Annotated in this window: 15 protein-coding genes; 6 read left to right on the top strand and 9 right to left on the bottom strand. The window is 46.4% G+C overall.

Going from position 1 to position 17,253, the window contains the following annotated elements:
- Positions 1–39 precede the first annotated feature (39 nt).
- Positions 40–1,332, bottom strand: a complete 1,293-nt coding sequence (locus BLW16_RS16095) for a chloride channel protein (protein ID WP_090558489.1) — start codon at positions 1,330–1,332, stop codon at positions 40–42.
- A 128-nt stretch (positions 1,333–1,460) separates the two neighbouring features.
- On the opposite strand from BLW16_RS16095, the gene BLW16_RS16090 reads away from it, so the two are divergent.
- The 4 genes from BLW16_RS16090 (at position 1,461) to BLW16_RS16075 (ending at position 3,848) form a co-directional block, all read left to right on the top strand.
- Complete coding sequence (locus tag BLW16_RS16090) at positions 1,461–1,697, top strand: hypothetical protein (RefSeq protein WP_090558486.1); 237 nt, start codon at positions 1,461–1,463, stop codon at positions 1,695–1,697.
- A gap of 36 nt (positions 1,698–1,733) precedes the next feature.
- Complete coding sequence (locus BLW16_RS16085; protein ID WP_090558484.1) at positions 1,734–2,423, top strand: Crp/Fnr family transcriptional regulator; 690 nt, start codon at positions 1,734–1,736, stop codon at positions 2,421–2,423.
- 142 nt (positions 2,424–2,565) lie between these two features.
- Entirely contained in the window at positions 2,566–3,210 is a 645-nt protein-coding gene (locus tag BLW16_RS16080; RefSeq protein ID WP_245735333.1) for a Crp/Fnr family transcriptional regulator, read from the top strand.
- A 53-nt stretch (positions 3,211–3,263) separates the two neighbouring features.
- Entirely contained in the window at positions 3,264–3,848 is a 585-nt protein-coding gene (locus BLW16_RS16075; protein ID WP_090558482.1) for a molybdenum cofactor guanylyltransferase, read from the top strand.
- Here the strand turns inward: BLW16_RS16075 and BLW16_RS16070 are convergent.
- The 7 genes from BLW16_RS16070 to nirB form a co-directional block, all read right to left on the bottom strand.
- Positions 3,843–5,375, bottom strand: coding sequence for a rubredoxin (locus tag BLW16_RS16070; RefSeq protein ID WP_175470609.1), 1,533 nt, complete (start codon positions 5,373–5,375; stop codon positions 3,843–3,845). The two genes, BLW16_RS16075 and BLW16_RS16070, sit on opposite strands and share 6 nt — an antisense overlap.
- Positions 5,302–5,832, bottom strand: a complete 531-nt coding sequence (locus BLW16_RS16065) for a nitrate reductase associated protein (protein WP_090558620.1) — start codon at positions 5,830–5,832, stop codon at positions 5,302–5,304. Before BLW16_RS16065 ends, BLW16_RS16070 begins: the two co-directional genes overlap by 74 nt.
- A 5-nt stretch (positions 5,833–5,837) precedes the next feature.
- Positions 5,838–9,368: a nitrate reductase gene (locus BLW16_RS16060; RefSeq protein ID WP_090558478.1), complete on the bottom strand. Its 3,531-nt coding sequence runs from the start codon at positions 9,366–9,368 to the stop codon at positions 5,838–5,840.
- Positions 9,369–9,377: 9 nt separating this feature from the next.
- The gene (locus BLW16_RS16055; RefSeq protein WP_245735332.1) at positions 9,378–10,679 is read right to left on the bottom strand and encodes an MFS transporter; all 1,302 of its coding nucleotides are present in this window, start codon (positions 10,677–10,679) and stop codon (positions 9,378–9,380) included.
- A gap of 97 nt (positions 10,680–10,776) precedes the next feature.
- Complete coding sequence (locus BLW16_RS16050) at positions 10,777–11,172, bottom strand: hypothetical protein (protein ID WP_245735331.1); 396 nt, start codon at positions 11,170–11,172, stop codon at positions 10,777–10,779.
- Positions 11,173–11,199: 27 nt separating this feature from the next.
- The gene (nirD, locus tag BLW16_RS16045; RefSeq protein WP_090558472.1) at positions 11,200–11,550 is read right to left on the bottom strand and encodes a nitrite reductase small subunit NirD; all 351 of its coding nucleotides are present in this window, start codon (positions 11,548–11,550) and stop codon (positions 11,200–11,202) included.
- Positions 11,551–11,582: 32 nt separating this feature from the next.
- On the bottom strand, positions 11,583–14,108 hold the full coding sequence (gene nirB / locus BLW16_RS16040) for a nitrite reductase large subunit NirB (RefSeq protein WP_090558470.1): 2,526 nt from the start codon (positions 14,106–14,108) through the stop codon (positions 11,583–11,585).
- Between the two features lie 244 nt (positions 14,109–14,352).
- On the opposite strand from nirB, the gene cobA reads away from it, so the two are divergent.
- A complete protein-coding gene (gene cobA / locus BLW16_RS16035) occupies positions 14,353–15,117 on the top strand; it encodes a uroporphyrinogen-III C-methyltransferase (protein WP_090558468.1) in 765 nt (254 codons plus the stop codon).
- An 8-nt stretch (positions 15,118–15,125) separates the two neighbouring features.
- On the opposite strand, the gene BLW16_RS16030 is transcribed toward cobA, so the two are convergent.
- Positions 15,126–15,467: a hypothetical protein gene (locus BLW16_RS16030; RefSeq protein ID WP_090558466.1), complete on the bottom strand. Its 342-nt coding sequence runs from the start codon at positions 15,465–15,467 to the stop codon at positions 15,126–15,128.
- A 240-nt stretch (positions 15,468–15,707) separates the two neighbouring features.
- Between BLW16_RS16030 and BLW16_RS16025 the strand changes: the two genes are divergently transcribed.
- Positions 15,708–17,135 carry a nicotinate-nucleotide adenylyltransferase gene (locus tag BLW16_RS16025; protein WP_090558465.1) on the top strand — a complete coding sequence of 476 codons (1,428 nt, stop codon included), beginning with the start codon at positions 15,708–15,710 and terminating at the stop codon, positions 17,133–17,135.
- Positions 17,136–17,253: the final 118 nt, after the last annotated feature.

The following is a 17,253-nucleotide window of genomic DNA, read 5'->3' as shown; positions in this document are numbered from 1 at the left end:
CCTATAGCGGATTAGCATGCAAGCGGATCATAAGCCACGCTAATCTGCTATAACTTTTGTTGAATGTTCCAATGCCATCTGGGCCTGGATCAGGGGCGACTTCGGTGCAAGGAAATAGCCTGTTAAACTGGCAAATATGATTGGAATGATCTGATGAAAACCGGTCATCGCGCCCAGAAGAATGCTGATACTCACAGGGGTGCGCGTTACACAGGCATTCAATGCCGCCATGCAGCACACCGTGATCAAAGTTAAGTTCTGCCCGGCAAACAACTGGTTGATCAATAACCCCAAAACGGTGCCGGCAAATAACAGGGGAATAATAAAGCCTCCCCGCCAGCCAGAAGTTACAGTTATTGCAATGGCAATAAGTTTCATCAGCAGTAAAATACACAGGAACTGGATGGTAAAGCTTCCTGTAAGCACCTCCGTCAGTTGCTCATGACCAAAATAGCGGGTAAGCGGAATATAGTAGGCCATCACCCCCAGGAAAAAGCCGCCAATCGTTAGTTTGTAATAGACCGGCAGTTTGATTCTTCTGAAGATCCACTTGAAATTTCTCACCAGCAGGATGAATAACCACCCGGTAGCTGCGCCAGCTAAAGAATAGGCAACCGCATAAAAGATATCACCAAGTTTAGCATCCTCAACTGCAGGGAAATTCCAGGCAGGACCTATCCTGAGGTGTGTGACCAGCACAAAAACGAGATAACTGGCACAGCTTGCCACAAGGGCAGGCATAAAGGCTTTGTAATAGCGGGTGACATGCTTATGATCGAGGATTTCCAGTGCAAACAAACTTCCGCCCAGCGGCGCACCAAAGAGCGCTGTAAAAGCTGATGCCATGCCGGCGATAGTGATAGACCGCAGGTCCTCGCCTTTATAACCCAATTTACGGGCAATGTAAGTTCCGGTTGAGCCCACCACCTGTACCAGGGGTGCCTCGGGCCCTAAACTGCCACCGGCGGCAATACAGATCAGTGAAGAAAGGATCATGGATGGATTGTTTCTGGGTTCCAGCCGTCCTCCTTTAAAGTGTATGTTGTCTACCATCAGGTCAATCTCCCCTGGGTCTCCTAATTTATAAATAATTAATCCGGCAGCCAGGCCGGCGATAGTCATGAATGGAATCACATAAACCCCCTGAATAATCGCCAGCATGGCCGTAGCATGTTCCAGCACTATCCAGTATGCTCCGGCAATAACGCCTCCGGTAATGCCTACTATTGTCCATAAAAGGAAATTCTTGTTGTAAACAAATGGATTAAATTTAAATGGATTTTTTACGTTATGCTGTAACTCAAGAATTTTTTTAGACCTGGAATATTTCATTTCTGATGCAAAATAATGATATTTTTAATATTGCAAATATAATATAAAATGATATATTTAATGTAAAAAATTAAAAATAATATTGCATGTGTAATATTATATAGTATTTTTGATGTAAAAATAAAAAGATGAAAAGAGCTGGTATATTGATGATCATTATCGGAGTGATAACTATTATCGCAGGATTATTAACCTTTACAGATCTGACAACCGTAAATGCAGTAGATTCACACAACTGGACAATCAACCTGAATGGGATCAAATCCTTCCAGTGGCCGGTCTTTACCGGGGGAGCACTGATTGTTGTGGGAATTATTTTCCATATAGCCGATTATGAAAAGCATGATAAAATAAAGATTGGTTAAATTGCAGGTCCGGAGGCATGTGCCTTGAGATTAAGAATGAGCAAAACGAAGAATACGTGCGACTTAAATACCTGCTTTTTATGCAGGTTATGTTTAAAAGACTGGAAGCCTGCCATTGCGCTGAACAGAAGCAATATCAAAATTAAACGTGGCAAGCAGGTGTTCAGGGAAGGGGATGAGGTGCGCGGTATATTTTTCGTGTATAGCGGGAAGATCAAGGTGCATAAGAAATGGGATAATGAAAAGGAACTTATTATTCGTTTTGCCCGTGAAGGGGATGTTTTAGGGCATCTGGGTTTGGGCGGCACGGGCTATTATCCCGTTTCAGCAACCGCAATTGAGGATGCGGTGATTTGTTTTATCAGTATGGATTTCTTAGAGACCACCATGAGCGTTAACAATAAGTTTGTGGTGGGGCTGATGCATTTTTTTGCCGGTGAATTACAAGAGTCGGAGCGAAGAATGAGCAATTTGGCCCATATGAGTGTAAAGGGAAGACTGGCGCAGGCACTGCTGTTTTTACAAAAACAATTCGGTATAAATACCCAGGGGTTTATTGATATTGAATTAAGCCGGCAGGATCTTGCTTCATATACAGGGTCTTCCTATGAGTCTTTGTTTCGCATGATCAATGAACTTTTAGCCGATGGCGTAATCGCTATTTCAGGCAAAAGGATCGCCATTAAAAATGAAAGTTTATTTCGTACCCTGATTGAGGGTTATTGAGGTTTTTTGCCCTTTTTAATTATATTTTTGCTGATAAGAATTAATGGTGATGAATTCTGCAGCATTGTGCAGGCGTTATCCCATTAAAGATAAATTTATTCAAATGAAAAAAGGTAGCCCTTGTGATCTAGAAACGTGCTTTATGTGCCAGCTTTCTTTAAAAGAATGGCGTCCTGCAATTGCCGCCCACAAGAAGAATTTTATTGCCAAAAAAGGCGAAGTGATCATTAATGAGGGTGATCCTGTGAGTGGTGTTTATTTCGTGATTTCAGGAAATGTGAAAGTCCACAAACAATGGGGAGATAAAGAACTGATCCTGCGTTTTGCAAATGACGGTGCCATAATCGGGCACAGGGGTATCACTACCAACACCTCTACCTATCCCATATCTGCCACTGCATTGGAAACTACAAAACTTTGTTTTGTAGATATCGGTTTTTTTAAAACTACCATCAGGATAAACCATGAATTTGCCTACGGGCTGCTGCTCTTTTATGCTGATGAACTGCATGCTTCTGAAAAGAAGATGCGAAATTTAGCCCTGATGTCGGTCAAAGGCAGGCTGGCTGTGGCTATCCTCGGGCTTAGAGATCAGTTTGGCTTAAATGATGAAGGTTGTCTGAATCTGGACCTGAGCCGTCAGGATCTTGCTGCTTTTACCGGCGCAACCTATGAGACAGTCTTCAGAACGATGAATGAACTGGTTGCGGAAGGATTGATCAGGCTGCAAGGAAAGATGATTGGTATCAGCAATGAAAAGGGACTGACCGAACTCAGTAACAGGTAGGGACGCTGATAAGGCCAAAGGCCTTTGAAAAGACTCCAATAACAGGTAAATATATGCTGGGAATCGTTTTATGTGGCGGACAAAGCTCAAGAATGGGCACCGATAAGGGACTGATGATCTACCGGGATAAGCGATGGGCACAGCTGGCGGAAGATCAGCTCGGCGCGCTTGACATCCCGGTCAAACTCTCGGTTAATTCTACCCAGAAGCAGGTGTATACAGCCCATTTCCCGGAAGAACAACTGATTGCTGATCATCCTTCGCTGTCAATCATGGGTCCGCTACTTGGCGTATTGTCAGCGCATTTGTCTGCCCCGGAAGAGGATCTGTTTGTTCTTGCCTGCGATATGCTGCTGATTGAAAGCAGGTTGCTGCGCAAGCTTCTGGACGCATTTACCACGGCAGCTGCTGCTGAAGCGTACATTTTTACCAGGGAAGGCCAGCACGAACCGCTGTGTGGCATCTATCCGTCGGCCGGACTAAAAAGGATAATGTTTATGCTGCTCGGCCAGGGTATAACAAAACCAAGTATGAAATTTGTATTGAATCAACTGCAGGTCCTGGAAATTCCATTAAAGGAGGAAGATTTCCTGCTCTTCAGTAACTTCAACTCCCGGGATGAAACCAGTGAGTTATAACAGCTGCAACTCCGACCGGTTAATCCTGCTAAAATTATCTTTTTTGCCCTCGCAAAGCGGGCAGCAATAGTTTTCCGGTAAATCTGCAAACGCGGTTCCCGGTTCAATGTTATGCCCGGCCTCGCCGGTACGTTCATTGTACACCGTCAGGCAGCTTTTGCACTGGTATAAATATTCAGGTTCTTTTTGTACAGCCTCTTCCGGCGGGGCAATATACTTTTGCTGATCGGGTATGACCAGGTTCAACCGGTGTTTGGAAAACTTAATGACAGCACGTCTGAGCTGTTCGGGGAGGATAAAGCGCAGATTGCCACTGCTGAATACTTCTCCGGTACGCTCGTTCGGGTTGAAACCCTTTGCGCATAACAGGTCATACACGGGAAATAATTTTAATCCCGCAAGATTGACCAGATGGCGTTTGCGGATAAGTATGCTGCTGAAGATCTCACTCTTTTTGCGCGTCTTGATTCCAAAGCAGATCCCCGATGTTCTCGTATCATCAATGCTCAGGTGTTTGACCAGGTAGTTTTTGAGTTCCAGTCCCTCCGTACAGTTGTCTTCCACCTGAAAATTGAGCTCATTAGCGGCATGGCGCATATTGAGCTGGAATTCTTCCAGCAGTGCATTCCACAAGTTGCTGTGGTTTTCATCAATGCCTTTGACAATGATGGTTTTCCAGGGGGTGCAGCAGAGTTGTCCCAGTTTGGTGTAGAGGCAGAGCTGGCATAATTTTTTTAAGAAAGCAGTGCTGAAGAGTTCATCCCGACAGTAAATGCCCAGCCAGTATTTGTTATTGTAGCGGTTTAAGCCCTCGTAATAGGGCAGGTTAAAAGAAGAGAGGGATACGGCATTTTCTGCCGGTCTGAGGATGAGGTTTTCCTGGTTCAGGAGCGCAAATAGCGCTTCGCCACTGGCGGCTTTATTGTCGATAAACTCCGCGGGATGGCTGTTGATGATGGTTTCCAGGTCTTTTGTTACCCGCGCAATATGATTGGTATAACAAAGTTCAGTCCACTGGTAGGTCACGTTCGTTTTTGGGAAGCGGATGATCAGATGCCAGTAATGTTCAGCATTTGGGGAGGCAATCCAGTTGATATTGCCTGTTAACATCGGTGTAAAACTCTGATCGCTGTCACAAATATTTACCTTGAAGGAGGGTTTGAAATTGATCGCATCCAGCACATCCTTGTACACTCCTCCCGTTAGCCAGGTGTTCCTGATGAATATTTCCTCTGCGGGGTAAGAGCTGATGATGTTTGGGAAATGTGCTGTATCTACTTCGTAGTCTATGCCCAGCCGGTCCAGTTCATCGGTACACAGTGTTATATGATAGCTGGTCGTATCAAAAAACAGCTGCTGCCGCAGGCCAAAGCGCACAAACTGTATCCTTGCTTTTGTTGCCGCAACGAGGATGTTGTACAAGTTTCCCGGCGAAATTATTCCGCCGTGAAAATTAATGATGATGGTGCTGTCCATGGTGATAGGATAAGAGTCCGAATTCTTCTGCTGCCTTTGGGAAATTCTCATTTTCATGGCCGGGCCTGCACAATTTCAGCAGGGCAAAACGCTGGATATTGCTGAGGCTGCTCCATTGTTCTACCGAGATATCCAGTTGCAGCTCCTCAGATTTTTCTTTCAGCATGGCGGGTATCTGCTGCCGGTTCAGCCATCCCGGGCGGGACTCAACGGGCAGTAACGTTGGCTGTTTGCCCGTATGTTTTTTGATCAGGCCTGTCAGGAACAGGTGATAGTTTTTTGTCTCTGCGCTGGTACGGGCAGGTAACAGGGCCAGTTTGATCCTTTCCGAGGGATGGAACCTGCTCCAATCTGCCAGCTTCAATTTGATGCCCGCAGCATCCAGTTTAAAACGCACGGCCATGGGGATGCATCTTACATTTTCCTCCATAAAATCTTCTTCGAACTTAAAATATTCAATCCCTTGCAGGTTTATAAATTCCGAAGGACCGGGGTTTACTTTTCTCATGTTCATCAGCTTAATTTTATAAATGTCTCTAAAATGGCCTTCACCTCCGGGCGGCAGCTTCCGCAGCCCGTTCCGGCACCTGTCAGCTGGCAAAGCTGTAAATGGTCTTTACAGCCCTCTTTAATTTTACTGATCAGGTTGCCTTCCCCAACGTTGTTGCAGCTGCATACGGTTCTGCCAATCACAGGTTCAGTGGTTTTTCCGCTTCTCAGCAGCTGCAGCCTTTTGTCGCTCAGCTCCACTTTGTTTTCAATCAGGTTACGGAATTCCAGGAACTCCGTTTTATCACCTATTAATATTGCCCCAACCAGCCTGTCGTTGTGCACGATGCATTTTTTATAGTAGCGTTTGGCTTTATCGATAAAGATGATCTCCTCATAGGTAGGGTCATTTCCGGGTACCTCTGCCAGGCCCAGGGAACATAAGTCCAGGCTATGCATTTTCAGGATATTCATCAGCAGGCTGCCCTGGTAAAATCTGGCGATGTCCCCGCTGAGGAATCTGGCTACAATCTCTGCCTGTTGTTCTGCTGCTGCAGTAATACCGTATAGCTGTCCGTAAAATTCTGCAATTTCACCAATGGCATAGATGTCTTTTTCACTGGTCCTGAGATATTCATTAACCACCACACCTCTTTTACAGGCTATACCGGCATCCCTGATCAGTTCTGTATTGGGTACTGTGCCTATGGCAATGACCAGTGATCCACAGTCTATGAGCAGTCCGCTTTTTAAACGGATGCCCGAAATGTTTTTCTCGCCGATGATCCGGTCAACTTCATCGTTATAAAAGATCTCTATGCCTTTACTCATCAGTTCTTCGTGGAGCAGCTGACTGCCCAGTGCGTCCAGCTGGCGGCCCATCAGTCTGGATATCCTTTGGATGATCATGACTTTTGATCCCTTTTCTGTGAGCGAGGTGGCCAGTTCTATTCCAAGTAAACCGCCGCCCACAATCACCACCGTTCCGTTAGTGGTCGCTGCATGTTTTCTGAAACTATCGGCGTCCGGCCTGCTGCGCATGGTAAAGATGCCATTCATCACAGGGAGGTCTTTCATTACAAAGGCCCTGCTGCCCGTGGCCAGGAGCAGCACGTCATACTGGTGAATGTCTCCATTGCTGTCGGTAACCGTTTTGTCTGCCTTGTTGATCTTTTCGATGCCTAAACCCCTGTGCAGTTTGATCCTGTACTCCCTTTCCTCGCTGTCGCTCATTTTAACGAGGTTATGCCAGGGCAGGGTGCCAATGATATAATCGGGCAGCAGCACTCTGTTGTAAAAGGGGAAATCCTCTTTGCTGAAGATCTCAATATCATCCTCAGTATTAAGTGCCCTGTAGCTCTTTACAAAACCGCAGGCGCCTGCACCTGCACCGATTACTATAATCTTTTGGCGGGCTTTTGTATAAATTTTCACCTGTACCGCGGTAAACTTAAAGTCGGGTTCCTTGCTGATCGGGTCAGTAAGGTTATTCGTTAAGTTATTCACCCGGTTGAGGTCGCTTTTTAAAATCAGCCCCCAGTGCATGGGCATGAAAACAACACCGCTTTTGATGTCTGCGGAGAGTTTTACCCTCACGCGTACATTGCCCCGCAAACTGGTGATCTCTACGAGGTCATTGTCTTTAATGTTTCTTGGTGTAGCATCAAGGGGGTTGATCTCTAAAAATGATTCGCTGATGTGCTGGTTCAGTTTGTTTACTTTTCCCGTTTTACTTCGGGTATGCCATTGGTCACGGATTCTGCCAGTAGTCAGGATCAGCGGATGCTCCGGTGTCAGTGCTTCGGACCGGTTTTGATCACTAAAGGACAGGATATGGGCCTTTTTATCGGCTGTGTAAAACTGATGATCAGCAAACAGCCTGGCTGTCCCCAATCCTTTTTCGTCTTTTGGGTAGGGCCATTGAACCGCTCTTTTCTCTTTCAGGATCCCGTAATTCAGTCCGCTGATGTCAATGTTTGTACCCGCTGTCAGTGCCGCATGCTCGTCATAAATTGCTGATGCATCTTTAAAATCGAAACCATGGTAACCCATTTTCCGGGCAAAGCGACAAATGATCTCTGCATCTGCCAGTGCTTCCCCTGGTGCTTCGGTTACCTTGCTGAGGTAAGAAATATAGCGCCCGGCATTGGTCATTGTACCTTCTTTTTCTATCCATGCGGCGGCTGGCAATACCACATCGGCATATTTTAAGGTTTCTGTTTTATTGCTGATATCCTGGACAACCACAAACTTTGCTTTCTTCAGTCCTTCTTCCGCAGTGCGGACATCCGGCAGGCTCACTAAAGGGTTTGTACATAAGATCCAGATGGCTTTGAGCTTGCCGGTGCCAAGCTCATCGAACATTTCGGTGGCACTGAGTCCGGGTTTAGGCTGGATGCTGCCCAGTGGGATCTGCCAGAACTTTTCTACTTCATTCCGGTGGTGTTCATTTGCCAGGTTGCGGTGGGCAGGAAGCAGGTTACTAAGGCCGCCAACTTCCCTGCCGCCCATGGCATTGGGTTGCCCGGTCAATGAGAAGGGGCCGCTTCCAGGTTTACCGATATGTCCGGTAATGAGGTTTAAGTTGATCAGGGAGAGGTTTTTATGTGTGCCCACAACGCTCTGGTTAAGCCCCATTGTCCACATCGTGACGAAGCCTTTTACATTGCCTATCCAGGAAGCGGCCAGGCGGATGTTGCTTTCCTGAACTCCGCAGATTGCGGCGGCGGCTGCCACTGAGGTATTGAAAACGTTGTCACGATAATCTTCGTAACCGCTGGTGCTGTTGAGGATGAAATGGCTGTCAACTTTTCCGTCCTCAATCAGGCATCTGCCAATGGCGTGATGCAGTGTAATATCTGTACCCGGGTTCAGTTGCAGGTGAAGATCCGCAAGCGAGCAGGTTTGCGTTTTCCTGGGATCGCTCACGATAATTCTGAGCGCAGGATTTTTCTGTTTTGCAGTCTCCACCCGTCGCCACAGGATGGGGTGGCACCATGCCGGGTTTGCACCTGCAACAAAAATACAGTCGGCAATTTCGATATCATCATAGCTGATGGGTACAGTATCTTCCCCGAGGCTCATTTTGTAACCCACCACGGCGCTGCTCATACAAAGTCGGCTGTTGGTATCAATATTATTGCTGCCTATAAAGCCTTTGATCAGCTTATTCACTACATAATATTCTTCCGTGAGGCATTGTCCGCTGGCGTAAAAGGCCACGCTGTCCGGACCATATTTGTCTATCAGTGCTTTAAAAACGGCGGCTGTTCTCGTTAGGGCAACATCCCAGCTTACCCTTTGCAGCGGCATGTTTTTGTTGTAGCGCATTTCAGGATAAAGCAGCCTGTCGCTTTTATCATTTGCCGTGTAATGGAGGTTCATGCCTTTGCTGCATAACATTCCCTTGTTTACAGGGTGCTGCTGATCTCCTTCCACAGTAATCCTGTTGTGGATGTCTTTGCTGGCCACAATTCCACAGCCCACGCCGCAATAGCAGCAGGTAGTGGTATTACCCGGCAATATGTTTTTCCCGTCTTTCAATTGATCAGCCATTGCATACAATTAATTCCCTGTGCTCAGCACCAGTTCTTCCATGCCCGACCTTTTCTGCGCCATCACGGTTCTGAAAATAAACACGGCAAGGCCTACGCCCAGTATGATAAAACCGAGCAGGGTAAATGCGCCGGTATAGTCAATCAGGTCTTTTTGGACTGTCAAGCCGTTCTCAGTAAAATCTTTAACCGCATGAACGGCCTTAACCTTGAACATGTAAGCAATCAGCATGGCTCCGATATTTCCACCGGCGCCTACTATACCCGCCACGCTTCCCACAGCGAGTGGGTTAATGAAGGGGACAAGGCTATATGTTGCACCATTGGCCATTTTCAGGCTCAGGCCGAACAGGAACATCATAAAGATGCACATGCCGATGCTGCCTGATTTTGCAAACCAGATGATCCCGAATCCTTCGATCAGCAACAGTACTGCAAGCAGAAGTGTTTTGCCGTTGAACCCGTAGGTCTTCCCAATTTTATCGGCAACAATTCCTCCCAATGGCCTGGCGAATACATTGATCCAGCCAAAAATGCCCGCAACCATTCCTGCCACGGCTATTGTTGCGCCAAAGGAATCGGTGAAAAAGATAGGGGCGAAGTTGTCAACCGTAATTTCTACGCCGAAACATGCCGCATAGGCTATTGTTAAGATCCAGGTGCGGTAATCTTTTGCGGCTATCATAAAGGTATTCCGGCTGCTTTTTATTCCTTCTTTATTCAGGTCCTTAAAGTCGCCCTGCGGGCTGTCCAGCGTGTACCGGTGATACAGAAATGCACACAGCAGCAGCATTACTCCGGGAAAGATCATGGCAAAGCGCCAGCTGTCTGCCGCGCTGCAGAAACCCAGTGCGGTAAATCCCGATGCAATCAGTGGCATAAACAGGTTTGCGGCCCCTCCGCCAGCATTACCGAAACCTCCGGCGGTTGCATTGGCCGTTCCTTTAATACCCGGCGCGAACATGATGGAGGTATGGAACTGAGTGATGACAAAAGATGCCCCGATCACTCCAATGGCAAGTCTGAACAGTAAAAACGAGGTATAGGACTGGCTGGTGCCAATGAGCAGCACCGGGATGGCGCAGAGCACCAGCAGCCAGGTGTAAATGAGTTTAGGGCCAAATTTATCAACTAAGCGGCCTATCAGCAGTCTGGCTATGATGGTTGCAGAGACTGATGCGATCTGGATATTGCCAACCTGGTCTTTGGTCAGGTGTAACTGTTCTCTGGCAATTTTCATCAGGGGTGCCATACCAAACCAGGCAAAAAAGCAAAAGAAAAAGGTTAACCATGTAATGTGAAACGTTTTCATTTGCAAACCTTTAAGTGAAAATATGTTCAGTTTGTCTAGGGGGGTAGCTACAGGTGTCATAAGGGTCGGTTAAGCGTGATACATAAATTGTGGTTCTTTAAAATTTATAGCCTAAGCCAATTCCGGGGTTCCATTTGCCATTTTTTACAGTGGTTTTTGCGTTATAGTAAAAGGGAAGCTGTAATGCAAGGTGATGGAATGCTGCGCTGATCCCGAAGCCCAGGTTAGGCGTGAGCGCACTGTTTTTTGTAGCGCCCGGTGCAACCTTGTCTTCTTTGATCCTCAGGCTGGGCAGCAGGCCCAGTAACACGGAATAGGGTTTTTTGGTAAACTTAATACTGGGGCCGGTACAATTGATGAACCCACCGTGGTCTACATACCCGGCAACCAGATAGCCGTCAAAAAGTACCGCCTTAGTTTGTGAACGGGTTGAAAAAGACAGCATAGTGATAGCCAGGCAGCCAGACAAGGCTGCATATTTTTTTAGAGTCATGCTGAGGTATTTGAGAGGTTTATAGCTTTAAAAATTTTGGGTTGTACAGATGTAAACCGTACCGTTTTCTATCCTTACAGGATAGGTTTTAATTGCACATTCATCACCGCTTAAACATTCTCCGGTGATCAGTGAGAATGTTTTTTTATGAAAAGGGCAGGCTACCTTAGGTTCGTCGGTAGCAGATCCGGTCATTCCGCGGCTCAATGCCATCTGCTTTCGGTGGGGGCATTCATTTTGTGTGGCAAACCATTCGTTTCTTCTGGTAAAATAGAAGAGTGCAATCTGATCTTCGCCGTTTTTCACGCAGACGCCGCCATTTTCTACGGCATCCTCGACCCGGCAAGCGGCTAACCATGTAGTTGATGTTTCTGTCATCCTGTTTGAGTTTTAGGTTGGTAACTGGTTGATTATATTTGGTTAGATATATTCCATTCCGCTGTTTTCTTTTGCCCGCGCATCTCTACAAAGGCTATCGTCGGATCTTTTTCTTCGGGCGCATTAACAAAGTGGGAGAACCGCTTTCTGATGGCAGGGTTTTCCACCGCTTCCTTCCACTCGCACTGATAGGAGTGGATTAGGTTCCCGATCTCGTATTCCCACTGCGCTGCCATTCCCAGGCTGTCATTGATGATCACATTTCGCAGGTAATCGATTCCGCCTTCCATTTTATTCAGCCATGTGGCAGTCCTGGTCAGCGGATCGGCCGTGCGGATGTAGAACATCAGGAACCTGTCAATATACCTGATGCAGGTGTCACTGTCCAGGTCTGTTGCCAGCAGCAGGGCATGCTGGGGTTTGCTGCCTCCATTTCCGCAGACGTAGAGGTTCCATCCCTTTTCTGTCGCAATGATGCCGAAATCTTTACTTTGTGCTTCTGCACACTCCCTGATGCAGCCGCTGACTGCTGATTTGAATTTATGTGGTGCGCGTATTCCCCTGTACCGTTCTTCGATCCTGATGGCAAAGCTCACGCTGTCATGCAGCCCGAACCTGCACCAGGTACTGCCCACACAACTTTTTACGGTTCGCAGTCCTTTTCCATAGGCATGCCCGCTTTCAAAGCCGGCTGCAATTAATTCTTCCCAGATCAGAGGCAGATCGTTCAGGTGAGCGCCGAACAGGTCGATACGCTGGCCGCCGGTAATCTTGGTGTACAGGTTATATTTTTTGGCTACGCTGCCGATGATGATCAGTTTATCCGGCGTGATCTCTCCTCCCGGGATCCTTGGCACAACGGAGTAGGAGCCTCCTTTCTGGATATTGGCCAGGAAGCGGTCATTGCTGTCCTGGGCTACATCATTCCCTTTTTTCAGGATCATCTCATTCCAGAGGCTGGCGAGCAGGGAGGATACCAGGGGTTTACACACTTCGCATCCGTCATTTTTTCCCAGCGCATCCAGCACCTGGTCATAGCTTTTCAGTTCATGGATATGGATCAGGTCAAAAAGCTCCTGTCTGCTGTAATTAAAATGTTCACAGATCACATTCCTGACGTATTTCCCCTGTGATTTTAAGGTGTATGTGACCAGATCTTTGATCATTGGCACACAGCCCCCGCAGCCCGTGCCCGCTTTGGTGCACTTTTTTATGTCGTCAATGTTTTCACAGCTGCCGTCAGCCACCGCTGAGCAAATGTTACCCTTGCTGATGCCTTCGCAACTGCAGATCAGTGCCCCGTCAGGCAAGGCGGTAATTCCCGCTCCCGGGTTTGAACATTCAGCTGCACCGCGGCTGCCCAGTATCAGTTCTTCGGGGTTTTCAGACAGCACGATTTTGTTACTGGAGGTTTGCAACAGCAGGTTATAGGCTGTTGCATCTCCAATCAATATACCTCCTAAGAGATACTGCCCGTCATTACTTACATTGATCCGTTTATAAACTCCTTTATGTTTGTTTTCGAAGATGATGGTGCGGCAATCCGGCTCAGTAATGAAATTATCGCCAAAACTGGCTACATCAATACCAATCAGTTTGAGTTTTGTACTCATATCAAAGCCTGTAAAAGTTTTAGCGGTGCCGCAAAGGCTGGAGGCCAGTACTTCGGCCATTTCGTAGCCCGGGGCGATCAGGCCGTAAATCATCCCTTCATAGAGGGCACATTCGCCTATGGCAAATACTGAAGGATCATTGGTCTGCATGTTTTCATCCACTACAATTCCGCCGCGCGGGCCTGTTTCAATTCCGCATGCCTTTGCCAGTTCGTCCCGTGGTTTGATACCTGCAGAGATCACCAGCATATCAACCGGCAGGGATTCACCGTCACTGAATTTCAATGCGCTGATGCGGCCTTCACCTTCAATGCTGCTTGTGTTTTTATTCAAATGGATCTGCAGTCCCAGTTGGGCGAGCTTTGATGTTAACATCCCGCTGCCGGCAGCATCAATCTGTCTGGGCATTAACCTGGGTGCAAACTCGATGATGCTGGTATTTTCAATTCCCAGGTCAATCAATGCTTTGGCTGCTTCCAGCCCCAGCAAACCTCCGCCTATCACTGAAGCTGTAACTGATTTTTTTGCGTACTCCCTGATCAGATCGAGATCTTCTATGGTCCGGTATACAAAAACGCCTTCTTTGTCAATACCCGGGATATTCGGTACAAATGCGCCGGAGCCGGTGGCAAACACCAGGATATCATAAGGATACGCTATTCCGTCAGCCGCGTATACCTTTTTCAGCTGCCGGTTTATCCGGACAACCGGATTGCCCAGCAGCAGGCTGATGTTTTGTTCCTCGTACCAGTTTGCGGCAGAGAGTGAAAGGTCATCTGCTGTTTTACCGGCAAAGTATTCGCTCAGGTGAACACGGTCATATGCCCGGCGGGGTTCTTCCCCAAAAACAGTAAGATCAAAAGAAGGGGATTTGGCGCTCAGCTTTTCGCAGAATTTATATCCTACCATTCCATTTCCGATTACGATTATTTTTAACTGTTTCATAAAAATAAGGGGCTTTTTACATTTTATTTTAATCTGATAGCTGCGGTATTCTGGTTTTTATATTGTAATTATCATGAAAAAATGGATATATCATTTGTTAATATCCAATAAACATGATTTATAATATTCAAATGTAGTATAAAAATTAATAAAACAATACTTTGTATGATTTTTATCATAAAATATTGGCTTTTGTCATGAATTTTGTCAAATTTTATTTTATATCACTTAAAGTGTTGTAATTATGGGAGCAAAAAATGAAGATTTTGGCCTTTTTATTATGGGAGCGGGTCCGGGAAATCCTGAATTGATCACTATGAAAGCACATCAGATCTTAAAGAGGGCAGATGTTATTCTTTATGATAACCTCTGCAATAAGGAATTACTGGCAATTGCCCCAAAAACATGTGAGATGGTTTATGTTGGGAAACAACCTTACGGAATTTGTACGCCTCAGGAGCGGATCAACGACCTGATTGTGGCCTATGCCGGTATCTATAAGGTTGTGGTGCGTTTGAAGGGAGGCGATCCGTTTATCTTTGGCCGGGGCTTTGAAGAATTGCTGTTTGCCGAGATGCAGGGCATAAAAGCGACTTATGTGCCCGGTATCAGCAGCATGCAGGGAGCGGGTTTTGCGGGTATCCCTCTCACGCATCGCGGCATCAGTGAAAGCGTATGGATCATTACCGGCACTAAAAAAGACGGGAGTTTGTCTGAAGATCTGAAATGCGCAATGCACAGTTCCGCTACCATAGTGATTTATATGGGCATGAAGAAAATGGCGGAAATCTCCGCTATCTATTCAGCAGGCGGAATGGGTTCCACACCGGCAGCAATTATTCAGTATGTTTCCCTGCCACATCAGAGACAGGTGGTGTGTGAAGTGAGGGACTTACAGAAGGCAGCTTTAAAAGAAGGGCTGAGCAATCCGGCAATTATCATTATTGGTGATGTAGTGAAAGCCAGGGAGATGTTTTACCAGTACAACCAGGTAAAACTGGTAGGCTGATAGGGGTACTATTTCTTCTGTAATGCTTTAAGCTTGTCCCCGAATCCTTTATACAAAAAATGAAGGGCATCATATTCTGCGATCAAAGGAACTGAACTGTGGTCATCATCATTGTAGAATTTACAGGTATACTTCAATCCGGTACCGGGACGGCTGCTGATCGCTTTATCCAGTGCAAGTATCGCCCTGATATGCCCGTTATTACCCGAAGTATCGCTGACGGCCTGCGTCGTATCCATCCCCGGGGGCATGGTATTGGCAATACCCAGGAATAACGACTTGCCGTCGAATTTTTTACTTGCCAGCGCTGCTTTGGTCTCGTTTAATAACCTGCGGCTGTCCCACCACATACCTGGGCCCGTGCCGCATCGCTCGACATTCCAAAAATAACCCCGATTGCGGCGAGGGTTCCGATACATAAGTTTCCACATTATTTATAATAATTCTAAGTTTGACTAGTGCCGCAATAGTAAAAAAAAATATATGCATATCAAAGGTAAATGTTGAAACATGTAACTCCTTGTTGTGGGTTCTTCTTAAAGATGCTTATCTTTGCGGCGATCATATCATTCAGTTACCTTTTTAGTCGCATGGAAAACATTCACAACAAGTTTATCGGAACAAAACAAAAAGCTCTTGCCGTCAACCTGGACCCAAAAATCTACGGGTCATTTGCAGAAATCGGCGCAGGGCAGGATGTAGCGGCAAATTTTTTTAAGGCAGGTGCTGCGGCCGGTACGATAGCAAAAACGATGTCTGCCTATGACATGGCCTTTTCGGATGCAATTTACGGAGTGCAGCTGGTAAAGCGTTATGTAAGTGAGCAGCGCCTAATGTCAATGCTGGAACATGAATACAACCTGGTCATTGAGCGTTTAGCAGCCAAGAGGGGTGATGCTTCAACTTTTTTTGCTTTTGCGGACACCTTTTCCTCGCTGAATTATCAAAAGACCAATGAAGGGCATGGCTGGATGGGCCTGCGTTATCAGCAGGAGCCGAATGGCGAATTTCATGACGTGGTACTGCATGTGAAACTGTTGGACAATGACCATGGCCTACAGCATTCCGCAGTGGGTACCTTGGGCGTTAACCTGGTATATGCCTGTTACAATTACCATAAATCACCTGTTGTATTTTTACTCTCTTTACTGGATGACCTGAGCAGGGACCGTATCCAGATTGATATGATCCGGTTTGAAGGCCCTGGCTTTAAAGAAGTGGACAACCGTCTGATGAGTTTGCACCTTGTAAAATATGGTTTATCTGATGCGGCCGTATTTGGTCCGGACGGTAAAAATCTGCAGCCATCAGAAGTTTTGTATAAAAAACATATTATGATCGTTCGCGGCCGCTTCCGTCCGCTGATCAATATTCATATGGATATGATCAACACAGGGGTTGAGCGTTTTATGCAGGAGCCTGATGTGGACAATGAAAAAGTGATAGTGGTGACAGAGCTGACTTTGCAGTCTCTGAAAGAAAGAGGAGCAGATGACAGTGCCGAGATCAATGAAAAAGACTTTCTTGACCGGGTGGATATTCTTTGTTCCGTTGGCCAGACCGTTCTCATCTCAAACTTCCACGAATATTATAAACTGGTTGCCTACTTATCAAAGATCACGGCTCTTAAAATGGGTGTTGTTCTTGGCTATCCCAACCTTGAATTTATTTTTGATGAAGAACATTACCGTTACCTGCAGGGCGGAATTTTAGAGGCCTTTGCCACTTTGTTCAGCAGAAAGGTAAAACTCTTCATCTATCCTACACTGGATGGCGATATCGTATTTAACTCCAAAAGGTTTTCTCCTCCTCCCCATCTGATAGACCTGTTTGAATATCTGATTGCGAATGATAAAATTGAAGACATTCTGAATTACAATGTCAACAATCTTCATGTACAAACAGACCGGGTGCTTGAACTGGTAAAGGAAAATGCACCCGGCTGGGAAGAATATGTTCCAGAAAAGGTTGCTGAAATCATCAGGGAAAGATCGTTATTCGGATTTTCGGGTCAGTAATTTTTACGCGGGCCCAAATTTCAGGCCTGACAGGCTGACCCTATTATTTGGCTTCATCATCAGCGCGTGCCGGGCATTCTCTTTAATGAAACCGAATTGAATAAATATTGTTCTATCA

The sequence above is a fragment of the Pedobacter hartonius genome (genome assembly GCF_900107535.1).
Lineage (GTDB): Bacteria > Bacteroidota > Bacteroidia > Sphingobacteriales > Sphingobacteriaceae > Pedobacter > Pedobacter hartonius.
The sequence above is the reverse complement of the archived record's forward strand: the minus strand, read 5'-3'. Positions and strand labels throughout refer to the sequence as shown.